This is a genomic window from Catenulispora sp. GP43, assembly GCF_041260665.1.
Classification (GTDB): domain Bacteria; phylum Actinomycetota; class Actinomycetes; order Streptomycetales; family Catenulisporaceae; genus Catenulispora.
Map to the genome: position 1 here is coordinate 127312 of NZ_JBGCCT010000027.1, position 25630 is coordinate 152941.

General features: G+C 72.2%; 25 protein-coding genes. 18 read left to right on the forward strand and 7 right to left on the reverse strand.

All coding sequences use genetic code 11. The features are described 5' to 3' along the window. The first annotated feature begins 53 nt into the window (after nt 1-53). The 7 genes from ABH926_RS39765 to proB all read left to right on the forward strand — a co-directional run bounded on the left by ABH926_RS39765 (nt 54) and on the right by proB (nt 10710). Entirely contained in the window at nt 54-1976 is a 1923-nt protein-coding gene (locus ABH926_RS39765) for a cell wall-binding repeat-containing protein (protein ID WP_370371285.1), read from the forward strand. A 182-nt stretch (nt 1977-2158) separates the two neighbouring features. After that, the gene (locus tag ABH926_RS39770; RefSeq protein WP_370371338.1) at nt 2159-2998 is read left to right on the forward strand and encodes a TIGR03936 family radical SAM-associated protein; all 840 of its coding nucleotides are present in this window, start codon (nt 2159-2161) and stop codon (nt 2996-2998) included. A 249-nt stretch (nt 2999-3247) separates the two neighbouring features. After that, the gene (locus ABH926_RS39775; protein WP_370371286.1) at nt 3248-7048 is read left to right on the forward strand and encodes an Rne/Rng family ribonuclease; all 3801 of its coding nucleotides are present in this window, start codon (nt 3248-3250) and stop codon (nt 7046-7048) included. A gap of 286 nt (nt 7049-7334) precedes the next feature. After that, nucleotides 7335-7655, forward strand: a complete 321-nt coding sequence (gene rplU / locus ABH926_RS39780; RefSeq protein WP_370371340.1) for a 50S ribosomal protein L21 — start codon at nt 7335-7337, stop codon at nt 7653-7655. Nucleotides 7656-7668: 13 nt separating this feature from the next. Beyond that, nucleotides 7669-7926 carry a 50S ribosomal protein L27 gene (rpmA, locus tag ABH926_RS39785; protein ID WP_015795828.1) on the forward strand — a complete coding sequence of 86 codons (258 nt, stop codon included), beginning with the start codon at nt 7669-7671 and terminating at the stop codon, nt 7924-7926. Between the two features lie 89 nt (nt 7927-8015). Next, nucleotides 8016-9521 (forward strand): GTPase ObgE, encoded by a 1506-nt coding sequence (obgE, locus tag ABH926_RS39790; protein WP_370371287.1) that lies wholly within the window; start codon nt 8016-8018, stop codon nt 9519-9521. A gap of 61 nt (nt 9522-9582) precedes the next feature. Then, the gene (gene proB, locus ABH926_RS39795; RefSeq protein ID WP_370371288.1) at nt 9583-10710 is read left to right on the forward strand and encodes a glutamate 5-kinase; all 1128 of its coding nucleotides are present in this window, start codon (nt 9583-9585) and stop codon (nt 10708-10710) included. Between the two features lie 79 nt (nt 10711-10789). Here the strand turns inward: proB and ABH926_RS39800 are convergent, their stop codons facing one another. The 3 genes from ABH926_RS39800 to ABH926_RS39810 all read right to left on the reverse strand — a co-directional run bounded on the left by ABH926_RS39800 (nt 10790) and on the right by ABH926_RS39810 (nt 13322). Next, the gene (locus ABH926_RS39800; protein ID WP_370371290.1) at nt 10790-11827 is read right to left on the reverse strand and encodes a hypothetical protein; all 1038 of its coding nucleotides are present in this window, start codon (nt 11825-11827) and stop codon (nt 10790-10792) included. Continuing rightward, nucleotides 11824-12342, reverse strand: a complete 519-nt coding sequence (locus ABH926_RS39805; RefSeq protein ID WP_370371291.1) for a SigE family RNA polymerase sigma factor — start codon at nt 12340-12342, stop codon at nt 11824-11826. The genes ABH926_RS39800 and ABH926_RS39805 overlap by 4 nt, the downstream gene beginning before the upstream one ends. 155 nt (nt 12343-12497) lie before the next feature. Next, a complete protein-coding gene (locus ABH926_RS39810) occupies nt 12498-13322 on the reverse strand; it encodes a MerR family transcriptional regulator (RefSeq protein WP_370371293.1) in 825 nt (274 codons plus the stop codon). Nucleotides 13323-13412: 90 nt separating this feature from the next. On the opposite strand from ABH926_RS39810, the gene ABH926_RS39815 reads away from it, so the two are divergent. From ABH926_RS39815 to ABH926_RS39825, 3 genes are all read left to right on the forward strand, one after another. Continuing rightward, the gene (locus ABH926_RS39815) at nt 13413-13808 is read left to right on the forward strand and encodes a hypothetical protein (RefSeq protein WP_370371295.1); all 396 of its coding nucleotides are present in this window, start codon (nt 13413-13415) and stop codon (nt 13806-13808) included. 69 nt (nt 13809-13877) lie between these two features. Further along, complete coding sequence (locus tag ABH926_RS39820; protein WP_370371297.1) at nt 13878-15137, forward strand: glutamate-5-semialdehyde dehydrogenase; 1260 nt, start codon at nt 13878-13880, stop codon at nt 15135-15137. 133 nt (nt 15138-15270) lie between these two features. Continuing rightward, nucleotides 15271-15810 (forward strand): hypothetical protein, encoded by a 540-nt coding sequence (locus ABH926_RS39825; protein WP_370371299.1) that lies wholly within the window; start codon nt 15271-15273, stop codon nt 15808-15810. Between the two features lie 109 nt (nt 15811-15919). On the opposite strand, the gene ABH926_RS39830 is transcribed toward ABH926_RS39825, so the two are convergent. Beyond that, nucleotides 15920-16996 (reverse strand): M48 family metallopeptidase, encoded by a 1077-nt coding sequence (locus ABH926_RS39830; RefSeq protein WP_370371300.1) that lies wholly within the window; start codon nt 16994-16996, stop codon nt 15920-15922. A 151-nt stretch (nt 16997-17147) separates the two neighbouring features. On the opposite strand from ABH926_RS39830, the gene ABH926_RS39835 reads away from it, so the two are divergent. The 8 genes from ABH926_RS39835 to ABH926_RS39870 all read left to right on the forward strand — a co-directional run bounded on the left by ABH926_RS39835 (nt 17148) and on the right by ABH926_RS39870 (nt 23772). Then, nucleotides 17148-17321, forward strand: a complete 174-nt coding sequence (locus ABH926_RS39835; RefSeq protein ID WP_370371302.1) for a hypothetical protein — start codon at nt 17148-17150, stop codon at nt 17319-17321. A gap of 77 nt (nt 17322-17398) precedes the next feature. Then, nucleotides 17399-17569, forward strand: a complete 171-nt coding sequence (locus ABH926_RS39840; RefSeq protein WP_370371303.1) for a hypothetical protein — start codon at nt 17399-17401, stop codon at nt 17567-17569. A 38-nt stretch (nt 17570-17607) separates the two neighbouring features. Then, the gene (nadD, locus tag ABH926_RS39845) at nt 17608-18267 is read left to right on the forward strand and encodes a nicotinate-nucleotide adenylyltransferase (RefSeq protein WP_370371305.1); all 660 of its coding nucleotides are present in this window, start codon (nt 17608-17610) and stop codon (nt 18265-18267) included. Beyond that, complete coding sequence (locus ABH926_RS39850) at nt 18264-20372, forward strand: LCP family protein (RefSeq protein ID WP_370371306.1); 2109 nt, start codon at nt 18264-18266, stop codon at nt 20370-20372. The genes nadD and ABH926_RS39850 overlap by 4 nt, the downstream gene beginning before the upstream one ends. 97 nt (nt 20373-20469) lie before the next feature. Next, the gene (gene rsfS / locus ABH926_RS39855; protein ID WP_370371308.1) at nt 20470-20973 is read left to right on the forward strand and encodes a ribosome silencing factor; all 504 of its coding nucleotides are present in this window, start codon (nt 20470-20472) and stop codon (nt 20971-20973) included. Between the two features lie 110 nt (nt 20974-21083). Then, nucleotides 21084-21740, forward strand: a complete 657-nt coding sequence (locus ABH926_RS39860) for a histidine phosphatase family protein (RefSeq protein ID WP_370371342.1) — start codon at nt 21084-21086, stop codon at nt 21738-21740. A 268-nt stretch (nt 21741-22008) separates the two neighbouring features. Next, the gene (locus ABH926_RS39865) at nt 22009-22437 is read left to right on the forward strand and encodes a GNAT family N-acetyltransferase (protein WP_370371309.1); all 429 of its coding nucleotides are present in this window, start codon (nt 22009-22011) and stop codon (nt 22435-22437) included. Between the two features lie 30 nt (nt 22438-22467). Further along, the gene (locus ABH926_RS39870; RefSeq protein WP_370371311.1) at nt 22468-23772 is read left to right on the forward strand and encodes a cytochrome P450; all 1305 of its coding nucleotides are present in this window, start codon (nt 22468-22470) and stop codon (nt 23770-23772) included. Here ABH926_RS39870 and ABH926_RS39875 read toward each other — a convergent pair whose 3' ends face one another. The 3 genes from ABH926_RS39875 to ABH926_RS39885 are packed head-to-tail and all read right to left on the reverse strand — an operon-like array spanning nt 23773 to nt 25491. Continuing rightward, nucleotides 23773-24243, reverse strand: a complete 471-nt coding sequence (locus ABH926_RS39875) for an NUDIX domain-containing protein (protein WP_370371312.1) — start codon at nt 24241-24243, stop codon at nt 23773-23775. Beyond that, nucleotides 24240-24581 (reverse strand): VOC family protein, encoded by a 342-nt coding sequence (locus tag ABH926_RS39880; protein WP_370371314.1) that lies wholly within the window; start codon nt 24579-24581, stop codon nt 24240-24242. Before ABH926_RS39880 ends, ABH926_RS39875 begins: the two co-directional genes overlap by 4 nt. 4 nt (nt 24582-24585) lie before the next feature. Beyond that, nucleotides 24586-25491 (reverse strand): NADP-dependent oxidoreductase, encoded by a 906-nt coding sequence (locus tag ABH926_RS39885; RefSeq protein WP_370371316.1) that lies wholly within the window; start codon nt 25489-25491, stop codon nt 24586-24588. Between the last annotated feature and the right edge of the window lie 139 nt (nt 25492-25630).

A 25630-nucleotide genomic window follows, 5' to 3' on the forward strand; every position in this document is an offset into this window, starting at 1 on the left:
TAAGCTGGCACGTCGGATCGCAGGACCCAGATCTACCCAGGGGAGAAGTAAAGGTGTCCGCAAAGAAGCTCACGGCAGCCGCCGCGACAGCCCTTGCCGCAGCCACTTCTTTGGCGATGCCGGCGCATGCGAATGTCTCGCCGAAGACGTTCCCGGGGTTGAACGGGAAGCTGACTGTTTCCACTGGGGACAACCAGCTGCACTTCGTCAGCCAGGGCAGCACCAGCGCTGAGAACATGCCTTCTTCGAAGGTCACCGACGCCGAGTGGTCTCCGAACGGCAGCCGGGTCGCCTACGTCGACCAGAACGGCAGCGTGATCTCGGCCCGGTACGACGGCAGTGACGCGATAGTCGTGGCCGCCAATGCCGGTGCGACGCACCCGACATGGATGAACGGCGGCAGCTTCATCGTCTATGCGGCAGGCGGCAACCTCTACCAGGTTCCCAGCCTCGGCGGCACCGCTCCGGTAGTGCTTTCCGCAGGACACCAGGCGGGCGACCAGGACTCCGCGCCCCAGGGCGGCGCGAACGGTGTGCTCGCCTTCCAGCGCATAGATGGCAAGAGCCACACTTCCGGGGTCTGGGTCTACAACGGCTACACCGGCAACGCGGGGTTCGTTCTGAACACCGGCGGCGGCCGGAACCCCTCACTGTCGCCGGACGCACGGACTGTCACCTTCTCGATGCTGGACACCCAGTACCCCAACAAGGGGCTGCAGATCTGGACCATCGGGGTCGATGGCTCGAACCTCACCCAGTTGACCGTTGACCAGGGCTCGAACATCAAGAACGACCGCCCCGTGTGGTCGCCCGACGGCCGCACCATCGCCTACGCCAACGCCGTCAACGGCGAGATCATGACTATCGCGCCTGTCAAGGGGGCGCCGGAGACCCCGATCAGCCCGCTCAGCGGTCGCCTGAGCTGGCAGCCCGCGGCGAACATGAACCAGCCGCCCTCCGCCGACAACCCGGTCAACCTCGTCGAGCGCCTCGACGGTGCCGACCGCATAGAGACCGCGGTGCAGATCTCGCACTGGTCGTGGGACCCCACCGCGTCGAATCCGCCGGCTGCGCGCCAGGCCGACATCGCGGTCATCGCGCGTGAGGATGTGCCCGCCGACGCGCTTGCCGGTACCGCTTTGGCCCGCCAGCTCAAGGGCGGCAAGGGTCCGCTGTTGCTCACCGAGACCGACAGCCTGGACCCGCGTACGCTCGCTGAGCTGAAGCGGACCCTGCGGCCGGGTTCGTACGTGTACGTGCTCGGGCAGACGAAGGCCATCTCCGACCACACCTTCCAGCAGATCGCAGCCGCCGGGTTCCGGCCGTCGCGCATCGGTGGGAAGGACCGCTTCGAGACCGCTGTCGACGTCGCGGAGACGATCGTCCCGACCTACACGCACGACCCGGTCACCGTTCTCGCCGCGACCGGCCTGGACTTCCCCGACGCGCTCGCGGCCGGTGCCGTGGCGGCGTCGCGGCCGAACACCGTCGTGGTGCTCACCGACGACAAGGTCATGCCGGCGCCCACGCTGAACTTCCTCAACTCGGTGTCGCAGCGCACGGTGTTCGGGGTCGGCGGCCAGGCTGTGACGGCGCTGAGCTCGGTGCGTGTGGCGGCGGCGCCGGCGAAGGGCAACGACCGGTTCCAGACGGCCGCGATCGTGGCTCGCACGTTCTTCGGCGGGCCGCAGGTGGTCGGCATCGCGACCGGGTACAAGTTCCCGGACGCGCTGGCCGGCGGTGTGCTCGCCGGTTCGGTCGGCGGCCCGCTGCTGCTGACCGGTCCGACCGCGCTGCCGTCCGAGACCGCCGACTACCTGCGCGACGCCTCCGGCTCGGTCAACGACGCCATCCTGTTCGGCGGTCCCGAGGTGCTCGACGAGGGCATCCAGGACCAGGTCGGCGACCTCATGGGCGAGCCCAACCAGTGGGTGTACCAGGAGAACAACCCGGCTGCTCACACCGGTCCCCGTTAATCCCGGCGGGCTCCGGCCCCCGAACGTTCTCGCGAGAGGGCGACGACGCCACCCGGCGCCGTCGCCCTCTTCGCTACCCACAGTAACCACCCGCCTGAACCGGCTATCCTGAACAGTCACAGAACCGCACCACCCAGCATCACCACCCAGCATCACCGAGGAGACTCCGCCCCGTGGCCCGCATGCCCGACGGCCCGCCCCCGCCGCCGACCGTCCAGAAGCTCCGTATCCGCTACGCCAAGCGCGGGCGGCTTCGCTTCACCAGCCACCGTGACATCCAGCGCGCCTTCGAGCGTGCGTTGCGGCGGGCGCGGGTGCCGATGGCGTACTCGGCGGGGTTCACGCCGCATCCGAAGGTGTCGTGGGCCGGGGCCGCGCCGACCGGGGTGGCCAGTGAGGCCGAGTACGTCGAGATCGGGGTCACGCGGGCGTTGGTGCCCGCCGAGCTCGCGGCCGCGCTGGACGGGTCGCTGCCGGCCGACCTGGACATCCTGGAGGTCGTGGAGGCCGCCACGCCGAACCTGATGGAGCGGCTGGAGGCCTCCGTGTGGGAGATCCGGCTGCCGGGGGTCGCGCCGGAGGAGGCCGCCGCGGCTGTCGCCGCTTTCGGCGCGGCCGAGGAGGTGCTGGTCGAGCGGATGACGAAGAACGGGGTGCGGACGTTCGACGCCCGGGCCGCCGTCACCGGCATCCAGTCCGGGGCGGTGAGCTCGGACGACTCCGGGGGGTTCGGCGTTTCCGCAGGTCAGGGCGGTGTCGGCGAGGGTGGCGGGCGTGAGGATCGACCCTGTGCGATACTGCGACTAGTCGTGCGGCACCTGACACCCGCCGTGCGGCCCGACGACGTCCTGACCGGACTCGGTCGTGTGGCAGGCCTGGTGCCGCCCGTCCCGCCCCAGGTGACGAGGCTGGCGCAGGGGCCGCTGCGGGACGGATCCGACGCGACGCCGACCAGTGTGAGCGTGGAGGCGCTGTCCGATCCCCTGGATCCGGACCGGGCCGCCGCGGGGTCGGCGGCTTAGAGGTGAGGCGGCCGGTGACGTCGAGAGCACGAACCAACCAGACTTCTCGTCAGGTCGGTGCCCGGCCCCTCTAACGCCGGGCCCGTCGGACAGACGAGGTGAAGACAACAACAGCCACCTGTGTGGCGCCGCAGAGCACCCGGATCTGTCAGGGATTCGCCGGCCGTGCCCATCGTCTGCCTATCGGCAGCAAGGATGTGGGTCACCGCTTCGCGCGCGCCCGGGGGGCATGACGGGAGAACCGCCCGGATGCTCGACAACGAGCCCACCGGCGTCCCCGGCGAACAGCCGGACCAGACGTCAGACGCGCAGAACGCGGCCGCCACGGCCGCCACGAACGAAGGCGAGGCGCCCACGCGCTCGCGCCGGCGGGCGGCCAGCCGCCCGGCCGGCCCGCCGCAGCCCCCGGAGCCGGGGTCGGAGACCGGGCCGCAGGCCACGGGCTCGGACGACGCCGCCGCGGAGCCTGAGAGCAAGCCCAAGCGGGCCCGCAAGACCGCGGCCAAGAAGGTCGCCGCGCCCGAGCCGGAGACGGCCGAGGCGGACGCGCCCGCTGCCAAGAAGACCACGCGGACCCGGACCCGGAAGAAGGCCGCCGAGGCCGAGCCGGTCCCGGGAGCCGAATCGGCCGAGTCCGGCCAGACGGCAGGTCAGGCCGCCGATGGCGCGCCCGCCGCTTCCGCTGAGCCGCCGGCATCGGAGGAGTCCGACACCACCGCAAAGGGCGCGCGCACGCGTACCCGCCGCCGTGCCACCTCGGCCGGTACCGCCGTCGAGCAGGCTTCCGGTGCCGAATCGGGTGCCGAGGCCGAGAGCGGCCGCGCCGGGACCGCCAAGCGCACCCGGGCCGCCGCGGCCGACCGCGAGCAGGCCGCGGCGTCCGCCGACAGCGCCGCGGACAAGGCTGACACCGCCAAGAGCGACACCGACAAGGGCGAGGCGGCCGCTCAGCCGGAAACCGCGCCCCGCGCCCGTACCCGCCGCCGTGCCACCTCGGCCGGTACCGCCGCCGAGCAGGCGGCCGACACCGCCGCCGACACCGACACGGCCGGCGACCAGCCCGCCGAGTCCGCGTCCCGCCCGACCGGCCTCGCCTCGCCGTTCGCGAACCCGTTCGCGGCGCCGCAGCTCCCGGCCAAGACGGCCAAGAAGGCCGCGCAGGCCCAGGAGGCTCCGGCCGAGGCGCCTGCCAAGGCCAAGGCTGAGAGCGCCGAGCCCGCTGCCGACACCGACACCGAGTCGGAGGACAAGCCCAAGCGCACCCGCCGCCGCGCCGCCTCCGCTCCGGCGGGTCCGCCGCGGGCCCAGGACGAGGCCGCCGAGTCCAAGCCGGACCGGCAGCAGCGCCAGGACAAGCAGCAGCGTCCGGACAAGCAGCAGCGCCAGGACAAGCAGGACCGCCGGGACAAGGGCGCCCAGCCCGCCGCCCCGGAGCCGGCCGCCGAGGGCGCCGAGGCCGTCGACCTCGAGAGCCTGTCCCCGGCCGAGCGGGCCCGCGCCATCATCGCCGCGCGCGCCGCCGCGCCGGCCGCCGGCGTCCTGTTCCAGGCGCCGGACCTGACCACCGCCGCCGCGCAGAAGGCCGCCGTCAAGGCCGCCAAGGCCGAGGCGACCGAGGAGGAGGCCGAAGCCGAGACCGAGGTCGAGGCCGAAGCCGCGGAGGAGCAGGCCCCGACCCGCCGGACCCGGACCCGCAACCGGAACCGGAATCGCGCGGAGCAGGCCGAGTCCGCGGCCGAGGACGCCGAGGCGGAGGCCGAGGACGAGGGTGACGAGGACGAGGAGGGCACCGGCTCCTCCAGCCGCCGTCGCCGCCGTCGTCGCCGCCGGGCCGGTGGCGAGTCGGTGGAGCCGGGTCCGGACGACCCGCCGAACACCGTGGTCAAGGTCCGCGAGTCCCGGGTGCGCAGCCGCGACCGCAAGGGCGGTCTGGCCGCGGACGACGACGTGCAGGGCGTGCGCGGCTCGACCCGCCTGGAGGCCAAGAAGCAGCGCCGCCGCGAGGGCCGGGACACCGGCCGCCGCCGCGCGCCGCTGATCACCGAGGCCGAGTTCCTGGCCCGCCGGGAGAGCGTCGAGCGGGTCATGGTGGTGCGCCAGAGCGGCGACCGGACCCAGATCGGCGTGCTGGAGGACGGCGTGCTCGTCGAGCACTACGTCAACCGCGCGCAGTCCGCGTCCTACGTGGGCAACGTGTACCTGGGCAAGGTGCAGAACGTGCTGCCCTCGATGGAGGCGGCGTTCGTCGACATCGGCAAGGGCCGCAACGCCGTGCTGTACGCCGGCGAGGTCAACTTCGACGCGGCCGGCATCACCGGCCACGCCAAGCGCATCGAGAGCGTGCTCAAGAGCGGCCAGGCGGTCCTGACCCAGGTCACCAAGGACCCGATCGGGCACAAGGGCGCGCGGCTGACCAGCCAGATCTCGCTGCCCGGCCGGTACCTGGTCTACGTGCCCGAGGGCACCATGACCGGGATCAGCCGCAAGCTGCCGGAGAACGAGCGCAACCGCCTCAAGACCATCCTGAAGGCGGTCGTGCCCGAGCACGCCGGGGTCATCGTGCGCACCGCCGCCGAGGGCGCCACCGAGGACGAGCTGCGCCGCGACGTGGAGCGGCTGTCCGCGCAGTGGGAGGAGATCCAGCGCAAGGCGGCCTCCTCCGCGAGCTCGGCCCCGACCCTGCTGTACGGCGAGCCGGACCTGACCGTGCGCGTGGTGCGCGACATCTTCAACGAGGACTTCAGCAAGCTGATCGTCTCCGGCGACCAGGCCTGGGACACCATCCGCGAGTACGTCGGCGGGGTGGCCCCGGACCTGGCCCCGCGCCTGGAGCGCTGGACCTCCGAGCAGGACATCTTCGCCGTGCACCGGGTCGACGAGCAGCTGGCCAAGGGGCTGGACCGCAAGGTCTGGCTGCCCTCCGGCGGCTCGCTGGTCATCGACCGCACCGAGGCGATGGTCGTGATCGACGTCAACACCGGCAAGTTCACCGGCTCCGGGGGCAACCTGGAGGAGACGGTCACCCGCAACAACATCGAGGCGGCCGAGGAGATCGTCCGCCAGCTGCGGCTGCGCGACCTCGGCGGCATCATCGTCATCGACTTCATCGACATGGTCCTGGAGTCCAACCGCGACCTGGTGATGCGCCGGCTGCTGGAGTGCCTGGGCCGGGACCGGACCAAGCACCAGGTGGCCGAGGTCACCTCGCTGGGCCTGATCCAGATGACCCGCAAGCGCGTGGGCCAGGGCCTGCTGGAGGCCTTCTCCGAGACCTGCGACAAGTGCAACGGCCGCGGCGTGCTGGTCCACATGGAGCCGGTGCCGGTCGGCCACAGCCACGGCCACGGGGCCGAGGACGGCGCCGAGCGCGACGGCCGCGGGTCCGCGGGCAAGGGCGGCCGGGCGGGCGAGTCCCGCGCCGAGGGCGGCCAGGGCGGCGCGGAGGAGGAGCACGAGGGCGGCCGCGGCCGGCGCAAGCGGCGCAAGTCGCACGGCCACGCCGACCGCCAGCAGCACTTCGACCCGCAGTACGACGTCGACGGGGTGCCGGAGGAGTTCCAGGACTTCGCCGACGGCGAGCACGCGCAGGCCGGTCCGGTCACCGTGACCAGGGCGGCCGAGGTCGCCGCGGCCGACGGCCGGGCCCAGGACGAGGCCGCCGAGCTGTCCGAGCACAGCGAGGTGGAGCGCATCCCGAGCCACGAGCACGTGGTGGCCCCGGTGGTGACCCCGGGCGACGTGGTCGCCGCCGAGGAGGCCGACGTCACCGAGCGGCTGGCCGCCGGCGACGCCCAGGCGCACACCGTCTACGTCCCGCCCGCGGGCGCCGGCGTGAGCGCCGCGGCGGCGGACCGGGAGGAGACCGAGGCTCAGGCGGCCGGGCAGGCCGGCACCGCGCCGGTCGCGACCGCGGTGGCCGTGGCCGACGCGCCCGAGGCCGAGGCCGAGGCCGACGGCGCCGAGGCGGCCGAGGCCGCCCCGAAGCGGCGCGGCCTGCGGGTCCGCCGTGCGGCCAAGCGTCCCGCCGGCCCGCCGGCGGCGCACAACTGACCGGCAGGTCCGGCCGGGCACCACAGCTCGGCCGGGCCTGGCGGGCCTCAGTTTGACCCACAGGCGCGGACTTCCGTACCCTTGAGCTTCGGCATGCGATACGCGTGCCCGGCATCGCAGGGCCCCTGCGCAAGCAGACGCGGCCCGGATGATGATCGGCTCGATGGGTCGTCAGTCCGCACCTCGCAAGAAGTGCCGGACGCTCGTGACCGGCAACTGAGTTGGTCGCGAGTAAGGCAGCAGACCTGATCGACCCACAGTCGACGAGAAGAGAGTGAGTTTCGCGGTGTACGCGATCGTCAAGAGCGGCGGACGGCAGCACAAGGTGGCTGTCGGCGACGTCGTCGAGGTGGACCGCCTCCCGGGTGCCCCGGCCGGCCAGGAAGTGGAGCTTTCCGCGATCCTGCTCGTCGACGGGGACGCCATCACCTCCGACCCGTGGGTCCTGGAGGGCGTGAAGGTCAAGGCCGAGGTGGTCGAGGAGACCAAGGGTCCGAAGATCCACATCCTCAAGTACCGGAACAAGACCGGCTACCGCGTGCGTCAGGGCCACCGCCAGAAGCACACCCAGATCAAGATCACCGCCATCGACGGCGGCAAGAAGTAAGGGCGGCTGAGACATGGCACACAAGAAGGGCGCATCGTCCTCCAAGAACGGCCGCGATTCCAACGCCCAGCGCCTCGGCGTGAAGCGTTTCGGCGGCCAGAACGTCAACGCCGGCGAGATCATCATCCGCCAGCGCGGCACCCACTTCCACCCCGGCCTGAACATGGGCCGTGGCAAGGACGACACCCTGTTCGCGCTGGCCGCGGGCAAGGTGGAGTTCGGCACTCTGCGCGGCCGGCGCGTCATCTCGATCGTCCCGGCGGCTGAGTAACACTCGGCTTCACGGAGCGGGCCGGGGGAGATCCCCGGCCCGCTTCTTCGTGTTCTAGGACCTATACAGAGAGCAAGGAGGCGCTGACCATGGCGACATTCGTCGATCGTGTGAAGCTGCACGTCACGGCCGGGAACGGCGGCCACGGCTGCGCCTCGGTCAAGCGCGAGAAGTTCAAGCCCCTGGGCGGCCCCGACGGCGCCAACGGCGGCCGCGGCGGGGACATCGTGCTGGTCGTGGACCCGAACACCAACTCGCTGCTGGACTACCACTTCTCCCCGCACCGCAAGGCCGGCAACGGCAAGCCCGGCGGGGGCGACTTCCAGACCGGCTCCAACGGCACCGACCTGGTGCTCCCGGTGCCCTCCGGCACCGTGGTCAAGGACTCCTCCGGCGAGGTGGTCGCGGACCTGGTCGGCGGCGGCACCCGCTTCGTCGTGGCGCACGGCGGCGTCGGCGGCCTGGGCAACGCGGCGCTGGCCACCTCCAAGCGCAAGGCCCCCGGCTTCGCGCTGCTCGGCGAGCCCGGCGAGGACGGCGAGTTCACCCTGGAGCTGAAGTCGGTCGCCGACGTGGCCCTGGTCGGCTACCCCAGCGCCGGCAAGTCCTCGCTGATCGCCGCGATGTCCGCGGCCAAGCCGAAGATCGCCGACTACCCGTTCACCACCCTGGTCCCGAACCTGGGCGTGGTCAGCGCCGGGGAGTCGGTGTACACCATCGCCGACGTGCCCGGCCTGATCCCCGGCGCCTCCGACGGCAAGGGCCTGGGCCACGAGTTCCTGCGGCACATCGAGCGCTGCGCGGTGCTGGTGCACGTCCTGGACTGCGCGACGCTGGAGAGCGACCGCGACCCGATCTCCGACCTGGACGTCATCGAGGCCGAACTGCGCGCCTACGAGGAATCCCGCGACGCGAGCGAGTGGGGCCTGTACGGCAAGCTGTCCGAGCGGCCGCGCCTGGTCGTGCTGAACAAGACCGACATCCCCGAGGGCAAGGACCTGGCCGACATCGTGCGGCCGGAGCTGGAGGCCCGCGGCCTGGACGTGTACGAGGTCTCCGCGGTGTCCCGCGCGGGCCTGCGCGAGCTGTCCTTCGTACTGGCGAAGATCGTGGACACCGCCCGCGCCACCCGGGTCGAGCCGGAGCCCGAGCGCATCGTCATCCGCCCGAAGGCGGTCGACGAGATCGGCTTCACCATCACCTACGACGCCGACGAGGACGCCTACTTCGTGCGGGGCGACAAGCCCGAGCGCTGGGTGCGCCAGACCGACTTCAACAACGAGGAGGCCGTCGGCTACCTCGCGGACCGGCTCAACAAGCTCGGCGTCGAGAACCAACTGGTCAAGATGGGCGCCAACGAGGGCGACACCGTGGTCATCGGCGACGGCCCGCGGGCCGTGGTCTTCGACTGGCAGCCCTCGATCCCGACCGGCGCGCTGGGCGTCACCGCCACCGGCGGCCGCCGCGGCGAGGACCCCCGCCTGCACCTGCACGAGGAACGGCCCACATCGCGAGACGCCGAGTATCGCAAGGCGCACCGGCGCCGCGCGGATGGGACAATCGACCTGTTCGCCCCCGAGGACGACGACGAGTAGCCCGCGCACCCGCGGGAGGCCGGCAGCCGGGGGAAACCGAGAGTAAGGGTTCTGAGCGAGCGTGTCCGGCCAGCTGCGTGAGGAAGTGTCCGCCGCCCGGCGGATCGTGGTCAAGGTCGGCTCCTCGTCGCTGACCACCGCCGTCGGCGGCCTGTCCGGCGAGCGCGTCGACGCGTTGGTCGACGCCCTCGCCTCGCGGCTGGGCGTGCCGGGGACCCAGATGGTGCTGGTCTCCTCCGGCGCCATCGCCGCGGGCCTGGCGCCGCTGGGCCTGCGCAAGCGGCCCAAGGACCTGCCCACCCAGCAGGCCGCGGCCTCGGTCGGCCAGGGCCTGCTGGTCGGGCGCTACACCGCCTCCTTCGCGCGCTACGGCCGCACGGTCGGCCAGGTGCTGCTCACGGTCGACGACACCACCCGGCGCTCGCACTACCGCAACGCGCACCAGACGATGGCGCGCCTGCTGGACATGGACGTCCTGCCGATCGTGAACGAGAACGACACGGTCGCCACCCACGAGATCCGCTTCGGCGACAACGACCGGCTCGCCGCCCTGGTGGCCCACCTGGTGCACGCCGACCTGCTGGTGCTCCTGTCCGACGTGGACGCGCTCTACGACGGCGACCCGGCCAAGCCCGGCACCTCGCAGGTCGCTGATGTACGCGGCCCGCAGGACCTCGCCGGGATCACCATCGGCGGAGCCGGCAAGGCCGGGGTCGGTACCGGCGGGATGGCGACGAAGGTCGAGGCGGCGCGGATCGCGACCGAGGCCGGGATCCCCGTCGTGCTCACGTCGGCGGCGCACGCGGCGCGCGCGCTGCGCGGCGAGACGGTCGGCACGCTCTTCCACCGGACCGGCTCGCGCACGCCGACCCGGCTGCTGTGGCTGGCGCACGCCGCCGACACCCGCGGTTCGCTGCGCCTGGACCCCGGTGCGGTGCGCGCGGTGGTCGAGCGGCGGCTGTCGCTGCTGCCGGCCGGCGTGACCGGCGTCGAAGGGTCCTTCAACGCCGGCGACCCGGTGGACCTGGTCGACGACGCCGGGGTCGCGGTCGCGCGCGGCCTGGTGAACTACGACGCCAGCGAGCTGCCCGAGCTGCTGGGGCGCTCGACCCGGGAGCTGGCGGCGGCGCTGGGGCCGCAGTACGAGCGGGAGTTGGTGCACCGGGACGACTTGGTCGTGCTGCGGTAGGCGTCTACGAGGGCTGATCGACGAACGGCGGAGCCGGGACCACCTGGCAGGCGGCCCCGGCTCGGGTCGTGTCGCATGGTCAGTGGAAGACGTCGGTCGTCCAGTTCGCGGGGTTGTTGCCGAGCGAGGTCACCCGATCGAGCAGGCCCCGGGCACCGCCGACCGCCTTCAGCTCCTTGGGTTCGGGGTCGGAGACAGAGACACAGACGGTCAGGCCGTTGGAGTCCCTACAGGTGTACTCGGTGCCATGCTGCGCCGGGATCTTCTCCGCACCGGTGGTGAAAGCGAAGATCCCGACAGTGGGGGCGTGCTGATCCTGGCCGAGGCGGAACCCGATATCGGCATTGGTGAGCCCGTTCTTGTGGAGAGCATTGCCGCCGGGCAAGGGCTTGAAGCTTTGCGGGACCTCGGCGACTCGGAAGGGCATCGGCACCGACCGATCCTTCTTGACCAGGCTTGCTGCCGCTTTGAGAGCCTGCTCTTTCCAGTCCTTGCGCTCTTCGAGATTGTTGACGCCGATCTGTACCCACTGACCGCTCTTCAGCCGCAAGGCCAAGTCGGCCATCTCGCCGCCCTCGCCGTTGCTGAGGATGATCCGGTCGTTTCCGTAGCCCAACCAATAGGCCGTGGTCGTTCCGGGTACTTTCACCGGGACCTTCTGGGTGGGGGCGCTCGCGCCCTTCCCGCCGATGGCGATGGGAGCCTGCATCGGAGTGAGCTCCAGCTGGAAGCGGCCGCTTTCGGATTCCATCATCGTGCTCACTTGCTCATCGGTCGGGTCGTATCCGCCGTAGGCGATCATCCCCGGCGGGACGTAGGCGAACTGCCAGTGGGTGACCACCGGATCGTGCGGGTCCACCACGTACGAGGTGCTCGAAGCAGCCGGCTCAGAGCCGCCCCCCACCCCGCTCCCCATCCCCGTCAGCGTCCCGACCGCGAGCGCGCTCGCCGCCAGCACCGCGGTCCCGCCGCCGAGGGCCGCCATGCGCCGCCGCACCAGGCTGTGCCGTCCCTCCCGCAGCACATGCTCGACGTCCATCACGGGCGGCTGGTCGGAATCCGCCATGGTGTGCAGGGCCGTGGCCAGGGTCTGTGTCGGATACAGATCGTCGGTCATCGTGTGATCCCTTCGAGTTCGATCGCCGACGCGGGTGTCAACAGCACCCGCAGATGGGCCAGCGCCCGGGCCGTCTGGCTCTTGACGGTGCCGGGAGAACACCCCAGTACCTCCGCCGTCTCGTCGACCGACAGATCGCAGTAGTAGCGCAGCACCACGGTCGCCCGCTGCCGCGGTGCCAACTGCGCCATCGCCTCGCGCAGATCCAGGGAGGCGTCGGCGTCGAGTGCCGGCGCCTCCCGGTCGATCGTGCCGCGGTGCAGGAAGGTGAAGCGGGACCAGGCGGTCTGCTTCTCGTCGAGGTAGGCGTTGACCAGGATCCGGCGCGCGTAGGCGTCGATGTTCTCGACGCGGGAGGCGCGGTTCCAGTGCCGGTAGAGCCGCACGGCCGCGGTCTGCGCCAGGTCGTCGGCCCGGTGCCAGTCCCCGCACAGCAGATAGCCGACCCGGGTCAACCATGCCGATCGTGCCCTGAGGTACTCGGTGAACTCCGCGTCCCGCTCGGATCTCGCCATCGCCCCCGCCCTCCTTGCGTGTCTCGCCGGCCGGGCACAGGCGGCCCGGTGGTGGCGGGACCCGGTGGCCCCGCTCGCTGACACCCACCCGACTGGGACGGTCAGGGGTTCGGTTGCATCGGCGCCGACGGCTTTTCCGCCAGTCCGCGCCGGCCTCAGGCCCCGACCCGGAACACCGGCCAGCACACCTCGGTCCGCCAGCGTGCCACATCGGCGGTGTCCCGCTGCCCGACGAGGTAGTACTCCCGGATCGGGCCCTGCACCGCCAGGGCGTGGCGCTCGACGTACGCCGCCAGCGCGCCGTAGGCCCGATCGGACTCGATCGGCGGCCCGGTGTGCTCGATGACCGCCAGTTCGGCCGCCGGGACCGCGGCGGGCCGGACCCGGCCGAGGGGGCGCACCGGGCCTTCGCAGGGGACGAAGATCGTCGTCTCGCCGTGATGCTCGGTGAACACGGCGTCGGTGAACAGCCCGCCGGCCGGCCCGGTCTGCGCCAGCCCCTGGCCCGCCACGGTGGCGTACAACTCGCCCAGCGCGCCCTGCGTCCACGCGGCGCCGTCCGCCACCGAGACGGTGTCGGTGATCGCCGCCGCGGGCATCGCGGGCGACGCGCGCAGCGTGATGTCCGGCGCGGCATCGGCCTCGCCGGGCGCCAGCAGATCGCGCAGCGAGGCGACGGCCCGCTGCGTCCGCCCCAGCTCGGCCTCCAGCCGGTCCAGGTGCGCGGCGATGTGCCGGTTGCGGGTGTCCACGTCCGGGGCGGCCATCACCGTCCGGATCTCCTCCAGCGGCATACCCAGCTCCCGGAAGCGCCGGATGACCTGCGCGGCCGGGATCTGCCCGGTGGTGTAGCGGCGGTAGCCGGTGGCCGGGTCGATGTCGGCCGGCTCCAGCAGGCCGACATCGTGGTAGTGGCGCAGGGTCTTCACGGTCAGGTGCGTGGCGCGCGAGAAGTCGCCGATGGAGAGGAACGGTCCCATGGCTCGATTCTGAAGCCTCCCCCTACCGGAGAGTCCCGCCGGACCGGGCCGCTTGACTCTCCCACGACCGGCGCACCGAGAGTCATGGCCATGACGAACACCACCGAGATCACGCAGATCGTGGACCGCTACATCGCCGTCTGGGGCGTCACCGACCCGGCGGAGCGCACCAAGGCCGTCGCGGAGCTGTGGGCCGAGCACGGCATCGAGTACATCGAGGGAAAGCAGTACATCGGGCACGCCGCCCTCGTCGAGCGGGTCGCCGAGGCCAACGAGGCCTTCGTCGCGAACCGCGCCTTCACCGCCGCCGGAGGCGACGACGCCGTCGTCCACGGTGACATGGTCGCCTTCACCGTCCGCCTGGACCGCGCACAGGGCCAGGACGCGGGGGAGACCGCCTGGTCGGCCCGGGTGTTCCTGGTGCTGGACGAGCGGGGCCGGGTGCGGGAGGACTACCAGCTGACCGTGAAGCCGCTCGCGGTCTGACCCCGGCGTGGGCCGTCTCGACAGGCGAAATCCCCGTTGGGACGCCCCCGTCCGGCCTAGGCTGGACCCATGACGGACCTGCAGACCGAAGTCCTGGACGCCGCCCGCCGAGCCAAGAAGGCCGCGGCCGACCTGGCTCAGCGACCGCGCGGTGAGAAGGACGCGGCACTGCACGCCATGGCCGACGCGCTCGTCGCCCGCACCGCCGAGATCGTCGAGGCCAACGGCCGCGACACCGAGCGGGCCCGGCAGGGCGGCTCGGCGGCCGGCTACATCGACCGCCTCACGCTCACCGAGGCGCGCGTGGCGGCGATCGCCGACGCGCTGCGCCAGCTCGCCTCGCTGCCCGACCCGGTCGGGGAGAGCGTGCGCGGGGGAGTGCTGCCCAACGGCATCGAGCTGCGGCAGGTGCGGGTGCCGCTCGGCGTGGTCGGGATCATCTACGAGGCCCGGCCCAACGTCACCGTCGACGCCGCCGGCATCTGCCTGAAGTCCGGCAACGCCGCCCTGCTGCGCGGCTCCAGCTCCGCCAAGGACTCCAACACCGTGCTGGTCGCCGTGATGCGCGACGCGCTGGCCGCCGCCGGGTTTCCGGCCGACGCCGTGCAGCTGGTGCCCGGCGACTCGCACGCGGCCGTCACCCACCTGATGAACGCCCGCGGGCTGGTCGACGTGCTCATCCCGCGCGGCGGCGCCTCGCTGATCCGGTCCGTCGTGGACAACGCGCGGGTCCCGGTGATCGAGACCGGGACCGGCAACTGCCACGTGTATGTCGACGCCTCCGCCGACCTCGACCAGGCCCTGGCGATCCTGGTCAACGCGAAGACCCAGCGCTACAGCGTCTGCAACGCCGCCGAGTCGCTGCTCGTGCACACCGACGTCGCCGAGACGTTCCTGCCCCGGGCGCTCGCCGCGCTGGCGGACAAGGGCGTCACGGTGCACGGCGACAAGCGCGTCGCGGCCTTCTCCGCGGCCGTGGTGCCGGCCACGGGCGAGGACTTCGCCGCCGAGTACGAGTCGCTGGACCTGTCGGCGGCGGTGGTGGACTCCCTGGACGCCGCCATCGAGCACGTCAACGCCTACAACACCGGCCACACCGACGTGATCGTCACCCGCGACCTGAACGCGGCCCGGGCCTTCCAGCTGCGGGTCGATGCCGCCGCGGTCGGCGTGAACGTCTCCACCCGGTTCACCGACGGCGGCGAGTTCGGGTTCGGCGCCGAGATCGGCATCTCCACCCAGAAGACGCACGCGCGCGGTCCGATGGGGCTGCCCGAGCTCACCTCCACGAAGTACCTCATGGTCGGCGACGGCCAGATCCGCGAATGAGCCGCCGGTCCCACCGACAGGCCCCGGAACCAGGTGTGCAACGGAGCCGGATCAAGTAGCCTTTCGCCCATCATGTCCGTGTCGCGGCCCGGGGGAAATGGGCTGTGCCTTAAGGGTTTGGGGAAGGCCGTCCGTGGCCGAGGACAAGAACCAGAACCAGAACGCCGAGAACCCCGGCGACGCGCCGATATTCTCCGAGCAGGAGTGGGACGAGTTCGAGCGCTCCTTCACCAAGGAGTCGACGAAGACCGCGACCTTCAAGGAGCCCTCGGCACGGCAACGTGAGCTCGGCGAGAAGTGGAAGCGCCAGCGTCCGCGCGACGGCGGCTGGCGGACCGACGGCACCCCGACCGACCTCGCCGACGCCCCCGCGCCGGTCCGTGACAAGGGCGCGCCGGTCGACTACGGCACCGGGCGGCGCCGGCGCTGGCGGCGGAACGTGGCGTGGGTGGTCCTGGCCGCGCTGGTGACGTCGGCGATCATCGGCGTGCCGCGGCTGTTCTCGTCCTCGAAGGGCGGGAACGGCCGGAACCCGAACATGCCCCCGGCCTCCGGTACCCCGGACGGCTCAGGCGCGCGGACCAGCGCGAGCGCGGCCGGGCCGGTCTCCGGGCGGGACTCGCTGCGGTTCTCGGTCGCGGGCCTGGACTACCAGCTGGTGATGAAGGTCTGACACGCCGGCGGCCCCGGTTCCATCCGGAACCGGGGCCGCCGCGCGCAAGGCCTCACCGCATCAGGGCCCAGGGCCCAGGGCCCAGAGCTCAGAGCTCAGAGCTCAGGGCTCAGTCCTCGGTGTCGTCCTCCGGAGCGCCGTCGGAGCCCCGGTTCGGCCCCCACTTCCGGTACATCGTCTCGCCTATCCGGCTGCCGACCCCGGCCACCTCGTCGGCGAACCCGCGCACCTTCGTGAGCAGCGGGTCGGTCGTCTTCTCGAAGTTCTCCTTGTACTGACTCGCCGCCGCCTTGGCCTCCTCGCGGACGCTGGCCTGCGGGTCGTCCTCGCGCCGCGGGTAGGTGCCGCCCATCACCCGCTGGTAGTCCCCGGCCTCGACCCAGCGGGTCAGCTCCAGGGCGCGGATCGAGGTGTACGGGTGGGTGCGCTCGCGCAGGCTCATCAGCTTCAGGATCGACTCGCGCATGCCGCCGCCGCCCTCGTGCTCGCGGGCCTGCTCCAGGAACGCGATCGGGTTCATCTCGGCCAGGTGCGAGCCGCCGGCCAGCTTCATCAGGGAGCGCATGGCGGCGTCCAGGTCCTGCTCGACCAGCAGACCGGCGCGGTCGCAGGACAGTTCGGCCTTGCGGAACCACTCCAGCAGGGCGTTGATGAACATGTCGATGCCCCACTTGCCGATCGGCATCCAGGCCAGCTTCGTGGCGAAGTTGGTCAGCCAGAACAGCATCGTGCGGTAGACGGCGTGCCCGGACAGCACGTGGCCGGCCTCGTGGCCGACGACGAAGCGCATCTCCTCCTCGTCCATCAGCTCGTACAGCCCGGTCGTCAGCACGATCGTCGGGCGGTCCATGCCGATGGTGAAGGCGTTCGGGACCGGGTTCTGGACCACGTACATCTCCGGCATGAAGCCGATGTCCAGCACGTCGACCGCGTCCTCGAGCATCGTCTGCAGCCGCGGGAACTGCAGATCGCCGACCTTGACGCCGTCGGCCAGCAGCGACAGCCGGATCTTGCGCTCGTCGATGAACCCGGACAGCTTGCGCAGCAGCATGTCGAAGCCCTCGATCTTGCGCAGCGCGACCAGCGCCGTGCGGTCCGAGGGGTGTTCGTAGGCCCGGGAGCTGATGCCGGGGAACCGTTGGCGGTTCCGCTCCGGCGTGTTCTCAGAACCTTCGCGATCCGGCATACAGGAACCCCCTTGTAGACGTTTCAGTAGCTCACAGTAGACCCGGCACGGCCCCTGCGGGACGCTCCCGTGACTGCCGGCGGAGCTCTCCCCATAGGGACGCGTGGACCTGCCAATGAGTTCCCTATAAGCCCGGCGTAGTGTGGACGTTATGCATGCCGCTCACACGATCTTCCTGGCGACTGCCAGCCCGTTCCCCCAGCAGACCGCCGCGCACACCGCGGGCTGGCTGAGGTGGTTCATCCTGGGCGCGGTGATCCTGGTCGCGCTGCTCGCGTGGGCGTGTCTGCGCGGCTACCGGAATCACGACTCCGAGGGCGAGTAGCCCGCGCGGCTGACGTGCCCGCCATAGCGGGCACCCTGCCGGGATTCCGCTACCCGGCACCCCCTATGCTGACGTCCATGTCCGCAATCTCCTCCGCCACGCAGGCCGCGCACGCCCTCCTCGCCGAGGGGGCCGCCACGCCTGAGAAGACGCACAACGGCATCAACCCGCCGCTGAACGGCGCCATCGTCCTCGTGGTCCTGCTCATCCTGCTGTTCGTGACCACGCGTCTGAACAGGGATCGGTAGTCCCACCACCCCGGTCCGACCGGGTAGGGTGACGCGCCATGACCTCTCATCCGACGCCCGAGCCGCAGGCCGCCGGGGCGACCCGCCGGCGCCGCACGCGGCTGGGCGTGATGGGCGGCACCTTCGACCCCGTGCACCACGGCCACCTGGTCGCGGCCAGCGAGGTCGCGAGCCTGTTCGGGCTCGACGAGGTGGTGTTCGTCCCGACCGGTGAGCCCTGGCAGAAGTCCGAGCGCCGGGTGTCCGCGGCCGAGGACCGGTACCTGATGACGGTGATCGCCACCGCCTCCAATCCCCGGTTCTCGGTGAGCCGCGTCGACATCGACCGCGGCGGGCCCACGTACACCATCGACACCCTGCGGGAGCTGTCGGCCGAGCGCGGCCCGGACACCGACCTGTTCTTCATCACCGGCGCGGACGTGCTGGAGCAGATCTTCTCGTGGCACAACGCCAAGGAGCTGTTCGACCTCGCGCACTTCATCGGCGTCACCCGTCCGGGCCACCAGCTGGCCGACCCGGGCCTGCCGCCGGGGAAGGCCTCGCTGGTGGAGGTGCCGGCCATGGCGATCTCCTCCACCGGCTGCCGCGAGCGGGTCCGGCACGGGGAGCCGGTCTGGTACCTGGTGCCCGACGGCATCGTCCAGTACATCAACAAGCGGGGGCTCTATCGGGACACCCCTGGGACAGGGACGGCATGAGCTGGCCGGGGGAGAACGATCCGCCGAGCGGCGGCGGAGGAGGACGCGGCCGGCGGCGGCGCGCCGACAGCCCTCCGGAGGACCCGTATCAGACCGCGCAGAGCCAGGGGCCCAACGCCGGACGGCACGGTTCGGGGGAGTACGAGCGGCCCGCTGAGTACGTGGCCCGGGCCGAGCAGGAGGCCGCGGCGTACGACCAGTACGGCGGCTACGCGGATCCGGCTTACCAGCAGCCGCAGTACCAGCAAGATCCGTACCAGCAGGGCGCGTACCAGCAGGGCGCGTACCAACAGGGCGGGTATCAGCAGTACCAAGCCCAGGACTCGTATCAGGCGCAGGATCCCTACCCGGCGCAGGATCCCTACCAGCCGCAGGATCCTTACCAAACGCAGTCGTACGGATACGGGAGCGCCTATCCCGAAGCGCCTGCCCAGTACCAGAACCTCGACTCCTCGGGTTTCTATCAGCCCACCTACCAGGGTTCCCAAGCTCCCCCGGTTCCCCAGGCCCCGCAGGCTCCGCAGACTCCGTCCTACGAGCAGTTCCCCCAGCAGCCCGCCTATGAGGACCCGTCCGTCCAGCGTGTCTCGGCGTTCCCGACGATGCCGGAGCCGGTCGCCGGCTTCGTGCCGGACCCCGAGCCGATACTGACACCGGCACCGGCGCGTGCCGCCGCGGCCGAGCCCGAGTTCGAGACCAGGACCGAATCCGACGACACCGGCGAGCCCGAGGGCGAGCTGAACAACTGGCTCCAGTTCGTCGGCAGCGACGACCGCCGCGTCGAGCGCGCCCGGCGCCGCCGCGTCCAGCTGATCTCGCTGGCCGCCGCGCTGGTGCTGCTGGTGGGCGGCGGCGCGTGGGTCCTGTTCAGCGGCGGCGGCGGGGTGAAGGCGACCGAGACCACGGTCCTGTTCCAGGTCAAGGACCCCAACGGCAACGCGGTCGGCAACGTGGTGCTGGTCGCGGACAAGAACGAGGTGGCCGGCAAGAGCGACGCGGCCGGCCGGGGTGCGGCGGTGCTGATCCCCTCCGAGCTGAGCGTGGAGTCCGCGGCGCTGGACAGCCAGCCGTTCGGCGGCGCCATGCCCAACACCGCGCCGGCCGGCAAGGACGCGCTGACCACGCTGCTCGGCGTGAACGTGGACGGCGTCTGGTCGATGGACGGGCTGACCTTCGCGGCGCTGCTGAACAACCTGATCGGCGTGACCGTCACCGTGGACCCGGCCTCGGCCGCCGCGGTGCTCGACCCGAGCGGCAAGCCGCTGTTCCAGGCCGGCCCGCAGGACATGACCGGCGACAAGGCCGCCTACTACGCCACCTACAAGCCCAAGGGCGAGTCCCCGGACAAGCAGCTGGCCCGCTTCGGCCAGGTCGTGCAGGCCATGCTGGCCAAGATCCCGCACCAGGCGAGCACCACCACTGCGGTGCTCAACAGCCTGGCCGCGGTCCCGGACCCGGCGCTGCCCAACGACAAGCTGGCCGCGATCCTGACCGCGCTGGGCACCGAGGAGCAGGGCGGCCGGTTCTCCGAGCAGCCGCTGCCGGTGCGCTCCGACGGTACCGGGGTGATGGACCTGGACAAGGCGTCCGCGGTGGTCAAGAACCTGCTGGACGGCGCGTCCAAGGCCAAGGACAACGGCGGCCTGACCCGGGTCTCGGTGGCCGACGGCACCGGCCGCATGGACACCGTCTCCAGCCGCGCGATGGCCGAGTCCAAGCTCGTCGGCGGCGGCTACACCCCGGTGGACCAGGGCGTGACGGCGCAGACGCCGAGCACCTACGTGATGGTGCCGTCCCAGGGGGCGACGTCGCTCGGCGACCAGGTGGCGCTGGCGCTGGGGCTGCCGGACAGCGCGGTGCGGGTCACGCCGTTCGACACCACGCTCACCGACGCCCGGGTGGTGCTCGGCGCGGACTGGACGCAGCTCGGGCAGGTGCCGGCCGACCAGCCGACCACGCCGGACAGCCCGGCCGACAGCGGCGCCGGCACGGCGTCGGCGCCCGGTGACACCTCCGCCACCGGCGGCGGGCCGACCGACGGGACCAAGGGCAGCACCGGACCCGCCACGCACCGTCCGACCTCGACGGGATCCTCGGCGGGCTGACCGTCCCGCCGCCGCGCCGGGAAACCCGGGCCCGGTGCCCCGGCGCGCATGAGATCCTGGTAACCGCCCAGCAAGCGACCACGAACGGAAGAACTACATGACCGCAACCGACCGCGCCAGGGAGCTCGCCATCGCGGCGGCCCAAGCGGCGTCCGACAAGGTGGCCGACGACATCGTCGCGTACGACGTGAGCGACGTGTTCGTGATCACCGACGCCTTCGTCCTGGCCTCCGCCAACAGCGACCGCCAGGTGCGCGCGATCGTCGACGGCATCGAGGAGCGGCTGCTGGAGATCGGCGCCAAGCCGGCACGGCGCGAGGGCGAGCAGGAGGGCCGCTGGGTCCTGCTGGACTACATCGACATCGTGGTGCACGTCCAGCACGCCGAGGAGCGGACGTACTACTCGCTCGAACGGCTCTGGAAGGACTGCCCGCTCATCGAGCTGCCGGAGTCGGTGACGAACGGCCGCAGCGAGCGGCCGGCCGGCGCGGCCGCAGCGGTCGCCGGCCAGGCCGAGGACGTCGCGCCCGAGGACGACGGCGCCGAGGAGTTCGACGAGGAGTTCGACGCCGACGACCTCGCCGGCGGTCCGGGCGCGTGACCGGGAACCAGGACCGTGACCAGGACCGGGGCGGGGGCATAGGGGCTGGCGTAGAGGCTGGCGCCTCGGCCCCGGACGGCCCGGTGCCGGCCGAGGCCCCGCCCTCCGGCATGGACCGGGCCGCGCACAAGCCCGGCTCCCGCCAGATCGTGCTCTGGCGCCACGGCCGCACCGCCTGGAACCTCGAGGGCCGCTTCCAGGGCCAGACCGACATCCCCCTGGACGAGGTCGGCCTGGCGCAGGCCGAGCGCGCCGCGCGGGTCCTGGCGGGCCTGGGCCCCAGCGCCATCGTGGCCTCCGACCTGATCCGTGCCGCCCGCACCGCCGAGACCCTGGCCCGCCTCACCGACCTGCCGGTCAGCCTCGACGAGGGCCTGCGCGAAACCTACGCCGGCCGCTGGCAGGGCCTGAACGACGACGAGATCATCGCCCGCTTCCCCGAGGAGTTCGCCTCCTTCCGCCGCGGCGAGCCCATCCGCCGCGGCGGCGGCGAGCTGGAGGTCGAGGTCGCCGACCGCGTGGTCCCGGCGATCCTGCGCGGCCTGGAGAAGGTCCCGCCCGGCGGCACCCTGGTGGTGGCCACCCACGGCGGCGCGGCGCGCGTTGCGCTCGGCCGCATGCTGGGGCTGTCGAGCGAGATGTGGAGCGCGCTGGGCGGGCTGTCGAACTGCTGCTGGTCCATCCTCGGCGAGGCCCGCCGCGGCTGGCGGCTGCTGGAGCACAACGCCGGCACGCTGCTGGAGCCGGTGATCGGCGACGACGAGTAGGACGCGCCGGGGCGGGCGGGCAGGCCGGCACTCCGGGGCGTTGATCGTTCCGCTGCCGGATCGGTCGCCGGCCCCCGCCACCCCCGCGCGCACCCCGCCGATCCGCTGTCGAAGCCACGCCGGCCGGCCCGCTGCCCGCGCCGCATGCCAGCGCGCTGCCCGCGCCGCGCGCCAGCCCCCGCCGCCACCGCCCGCCGCCACCGCCCGCCGGGCCCACATCGCGGTCGCCCGAAGCCGCCCCCGCCCGCGCCCCACTACCGTCCTCGGCATGCCGGCCCCCGAACTCCGTCCCGCGACCACCGCCGACCTCGACGCGGTCCTGGCCTTCTGGCAGCTGGCCGCCGAGGACGCGCACCGTCCCGCCGACAGCGTCCGCGCGCTCGAAGCCCTCGTCGTCCGCGACCCCGAGGCGCTGATCCTCGCCGTCGACCCCGCCACCGCCGACCTGCTCGGCACCGTCATCGCCGGCTGGGACGGCTGGCGCTGCCACTTCTACCGCCTCGCCGTCCACCCCGGCCACCGCCGCGCGGGCATCGGCCGCCTGCTGGTGGCCGCCGCCGAGGCCCGCTTCCGCGCGCTCGGCGGCACCCGCGCCGACGCCATGGTCCTCGACGAGAACGATCTCGCCCACCATGCCTGGCGCTCCGGCGGCTACGCGCCCCAGCCCGAGTGGTCCCGCTGGGTCAAGCCCCTGTGAGCCGATGGATATTTGCGGCACCCTGGAAGCGTGACGGCTGAGATCTTCCATCCCGAGACCTACACCCGCGCCGTCCCCTACGACCGCTTCGCCGAGCTGCGCCGCACCGCGCCGGTCTGCTGGATCGAGGAGCCGGCGGTCGGCGCGTGGCCGGCCGGGCCCGGGTACTGGGGCGTGTTCGCGCACGCCGACGTCAAGCGCGTCCTGCGCGACCCGCAGACCTTCTCCTCACACCTGGGCGGCACCCAGATCCGCGACCCCGAGACCCGGGAGGACCTGGGCTTCGTGCGCGCGATGATGCTGAATCAGGACCCGCCGGCGCAGTCCCGGCTGCGCCGCATCGTGGCGGCCGCCTTCACCCCGCGCGCGATCAGGCGCCTGGAGGAGACCATCGCCGAGCGGGCCCGCGTGCTCGTGGACGAGGTCCTGCCCGCCGGGCACGCCGACTTCGTCGAGGTCGCCGCCGACCTGCCGGTGTGGACGCTGGCGCGCATCATGGGCGTACCGGACGAGGACCGCCGGCTGCTGTACGACTGGGCCAACCGGGTGATCGGATATCAGGACGCGGACTACGCCGGCCTGAGCACCGCCGACGCAGCGGTACTCAGCCCTTTGGGCCGCGCGGCGCTCGCCGAACGTCCGGCCTCGATGACCCGTCCCGACGGTCGTCCGCTCAGCCCGCGCTCCCGGGCCGGCCTGGCCGACATGTACGCGTACGCACACGGTCTGGCAGCCGCCACTCCAGTCGGCGCCGAAGAAGACGGCGGCGGCATCGTCGGCCGCCTCCTGGCCGAAGGCCTCACCGACGACGAGTTCGAGAACATGTTCTTCCTCTTCGCCGTCGCCGGGAACGAAACCCTCCGCAACGGCATCCCCGGCGCGCTCCTCACTCTTCTGGAGCACCCCGACCAGCTTGACCGACTCCGCCGCGACCCCGGAACCCGCCTCGACCCGGCCGTCGACGAACTCCTGCGCTTCTGGCCGCCGGTCATGCAGTTCCGCCGCACCGCGACCTGCGACGTCACCCTCGGCGAACAGGAAATACAGATCCGCGCCGGCGACAAGGTCGTGGTCTACCACGCCTCCGCGAACCGCGACGAGACCGTCTTCCCCGACCCCGACCGCCTCGACCTCACCCGCAGCCCGAACGACCACGTCACCTTCGGCTTCGGCCCGCACTACTGCCTCGGCGCGCACCTGGCCCGGACCCAGATGCGCGCGATGCTCGGCCAGGTCCTCGCGCGGATGCCGCGGATCCGCCTGGACGGCGATCCGGTCCGTCTGACCTCCAACTTCCAGAACGGCCTGAAGCACCTGCCGGTCCGCTGGGACTGACTAGGCCCCGCGCTCCGCGAGCAAAGCCTCCAACCGGTCGACGAAAGCGGCCTGCGCACTGTTGATCTTTCCGCGGGCCTCCTCCGGCCCGAACCACTCGCCCCGGTCCACCTCGGGATACTCCCGCAGCACCCCCGACCGCGGCGGCCACTCGAGCTCGAACAGGTTGCTCACCAGCGCCGTCACGTCGAAGTCCGCCTCGACGCCCCAGGCCGTGACCACCTTCCCGCTCTTCTGCCGCACCGACCCGAGCTCCACCAGGCCGGCGGTGTCGACCACCGCCCCGGTCTCCTCCCGCAGTTCGCGCACGGCCGCCGCCATCGCGTCCTCGTCGTCGAGGTACTCGCCCTTGGGGATCGACCAGAAGCCCGCGTCCCGCTTGGTGAACAGCGGCCCGCCGGGGTGGACGAGCAGCACCCGCAGTTCCCCGTCCTCGAACCGGTACATCAGAATGCCCGCGCTCTGCTTCACCGCGGCACCTCCCCGAAGGCGATCTCGCTGCCGTCCGGGTCGAGATACGTGACCTTGCGGACGCCGTTCGCATACGTTTCCTGCTTCGCCGGCTCCACGCCGCGCTCGGCAGTGCCGGAGAGCACGGTGTCCAAGTCCTCGACGATCAGCGTCTGCAGCGCGTGGCCGGCGTGCTCCGGCCGCTCGACGATGTAGAACAGCCGGCCCTCGTCCAGCTGCCACACGGCCTCGGTCTCGTGCGGGAAGAACGTCGGGTCGGCGCCGAACAGCTTCCGATACCAGGCCGACGACGCCCCGAAGTCGGCGACGGCCACTCCCGCGAACAGGTTCAGACTCACCGGATCAGCCTGCCACGACCAGCACGATCTTCCCCCGCACATGACCGCTTTCGCTCGCCCGGTGCGCCTCGGCGACCTCGGCGAGCGGGAAGGCCCGAGCGACCGGCAGCGAGAACCGCCCGGCCTCGATCAGCGGGCCGACCTCGGCCAGCGCGTGCAGCGCCCGTCCCGAATCCCCCCGGCTGAACCGGACGCCGTGCTCCTGCGCCCCGGTGAAATCGGCGATCGTCAGCACGTTGTCGGCGCCGCCGGCGAGCCCGATCAGCTCCGGCAGCACCCCGCTCCCGGCGGCGTCGAGCGCCAGATCGACCCCGTCGGGGGCCAGCGCGCGCACCCGATCGGCCATCCCCTCGCCGTAGGCGACCGGCTCGGCGCCGAGCGAGCGCAGGTACTCGTGGTTGGCCGGGCTGGCGGTGCCGATCACCCGCGCCCCCCGCACCGCGGCGAGCTGGACCGCGGCGCTCCCGACCCCTCCGGAGGCGCCGTTGATCAGCACCGTGCTGCCTTTCTTCACCCCGAGCTGGTCGAGCGAGCGCGTGGCGGTCTCGACGGCGGCGGGCAGCGCTGCGGCGCCGGTGAAGTCGAGCGAGGCCGGGATCGGCGCGTAGTGCGAGAGCACCACCGACTCGGCCTGCGCGGCCCCGTCCATGGAGAAGCCGACCACCCGATCGCCGACCGCGACGTCCTCGACCCCGGCGCCGATCTCGTCGACCACCCCCGCGGCTTCGTACCCGAGCGTCTGCGGAAGCTCCTCGTCCATCAGCCCCCTGCGCTTCTTCCAGTCGCTCGGGTTGACCCCGGCCGCCCGTACCGCGATCCGCACCTGGCCGGGCCCCGGATGCGGTTCGGGCAGGTCCACGAGCTCCAGGACGTCCGGCCCTCCGAACCGGCTGAAACGGACAGCCTTCATGGTGTGCTCCGATCTGGGTCCCGGCCGGGTCGACCGCATGCTGGTGCTGGCAAGTCTGGCGTGCCCGCGGCGCCCGCGCACGTCCCGTGATCAGCCGCGGTCCGTCAGCCGCGGTCCGTCAGCCACGGGGCGAGCGCGA

Coding starts and splice junctions, on each gene's coding strand:
- rsfS (WP_370371308.1), top strand. CDS start 20,470: ATGACCGCAACCGACCGCGCCAGGGAGCTCGCCATCGCGGCGGCCCAA.
- obgE (WP_370371287.1), top strand. CDS start 8,016: ATGGCGACATTCGTCGATCGTGTGAAGCTGCACGTCACGGCCGGGAAC.
- ABH926_RS39860 (WP_370371342.1), top strand. CDS start 21,084: ATGGACCGGGCCGCGCACAAGCCCGGCTCCCGCCAGATCGTGCTCTGG.
- ABH926_RS39805 (WP_370371291.1), bottom strand. CDS start 12,342: ATGGCGAGATCCGAGCGGGACGCGGAGTTCACCGAGTACCTCAGGGCA.
- ABH926_RS39820 (WP_370371297.1), top strand. CDS start 13,878: ATGACGGACCTGCAGACCGAAGTCCTGGACGCCGCCCGCCGAGCCAAG.
- ABH926_RS39835 (WP_370371302.1), top strand. CDS start 17,148: ATGCATGCCGCTCACACGATCTTCCTGGCGACTGCCAGCCCGTTCCCC.
- ABH926_RS39865 (WP_370371309.1), top strand. CDS start 22,009: ATGCCGGCCCCCGAACTCCGTCCCGCGACCACCGCCGACCTCGACGCG.
- ABH926_RS39775 (WP_370371286.1), top strand. CDS start 3,248: ATGCTCGACAACGAGCCCACCGGCGTCCCCGGCGAACAGCCGGACCAG.
- rpmA (WP_015795828.1), top strand. CDS start 7,669: ATGGCACACAAGAAGGGCGCATCGTCCTCCAAGAACGGCCGCGATTCC.
- nadD (WP_370371305.1), top strand. CDS start 17,608: ATGACCTCTCATCCGACGCCCGAGCCGCAGGCCGCCGGGGCGACCCGC.
- ABH926_RS39830 (WP_370371300.1), bottom strand. CDS start 16,996: ATGCCGGATCGCGAAGGTTCTGAGAACACGCCGGAGCGGAACCGCCAA.
- ABH926_RS39885 (WP_370371316.1), bottom strand. CDS start 25,491: ATGAAGGCTGTCCGTTTCAGCCGGTTCGGAGGGCCGGACGTCCTGGAG.
- ABH926_RS39800 (WP_370371290.1), bottom strand. CDS start 11,827: ATGACCGACGATCTGTATCCGACACAGACCCTGGCCACGGCCCTGCAC.
- ABH926_RS39815 (WP_370371295.1), top strand. CDS start 13,413: ATGACGAACACCACCGAGATCACGCAGATCGTGGACCGCTACATCGCC.
- ABH926_RS39810 (WP_370371293.1), bottom strand. CDS start 13,322: ATGGGACCGTTCCTCTCCATCGGCGACTTCTCGCGCGCCACGCACCTG.
- ABH926_RS39850 (WP_370371306.1), top strand. CDS start 18,264: ATGAGCTGGCCGGGGGAGAACGATCCGCCGAGCGGCGGCGGAGGAGGA.
- ABH926_RS39840 (WP_370371303.1), top strand. CDS start 17,399: ATGTCCGCAATCTCCTCCGCCACGCAGGCCGCGCACGCCCTCCTCGCC.
- ABH926_RS39770 (WP_370371338.1), top strand. CDS start 2,159: ATGCCCGACGGCCCGCCCCCGCCGCCGACCGTCCAGAAGCTCCGTATC.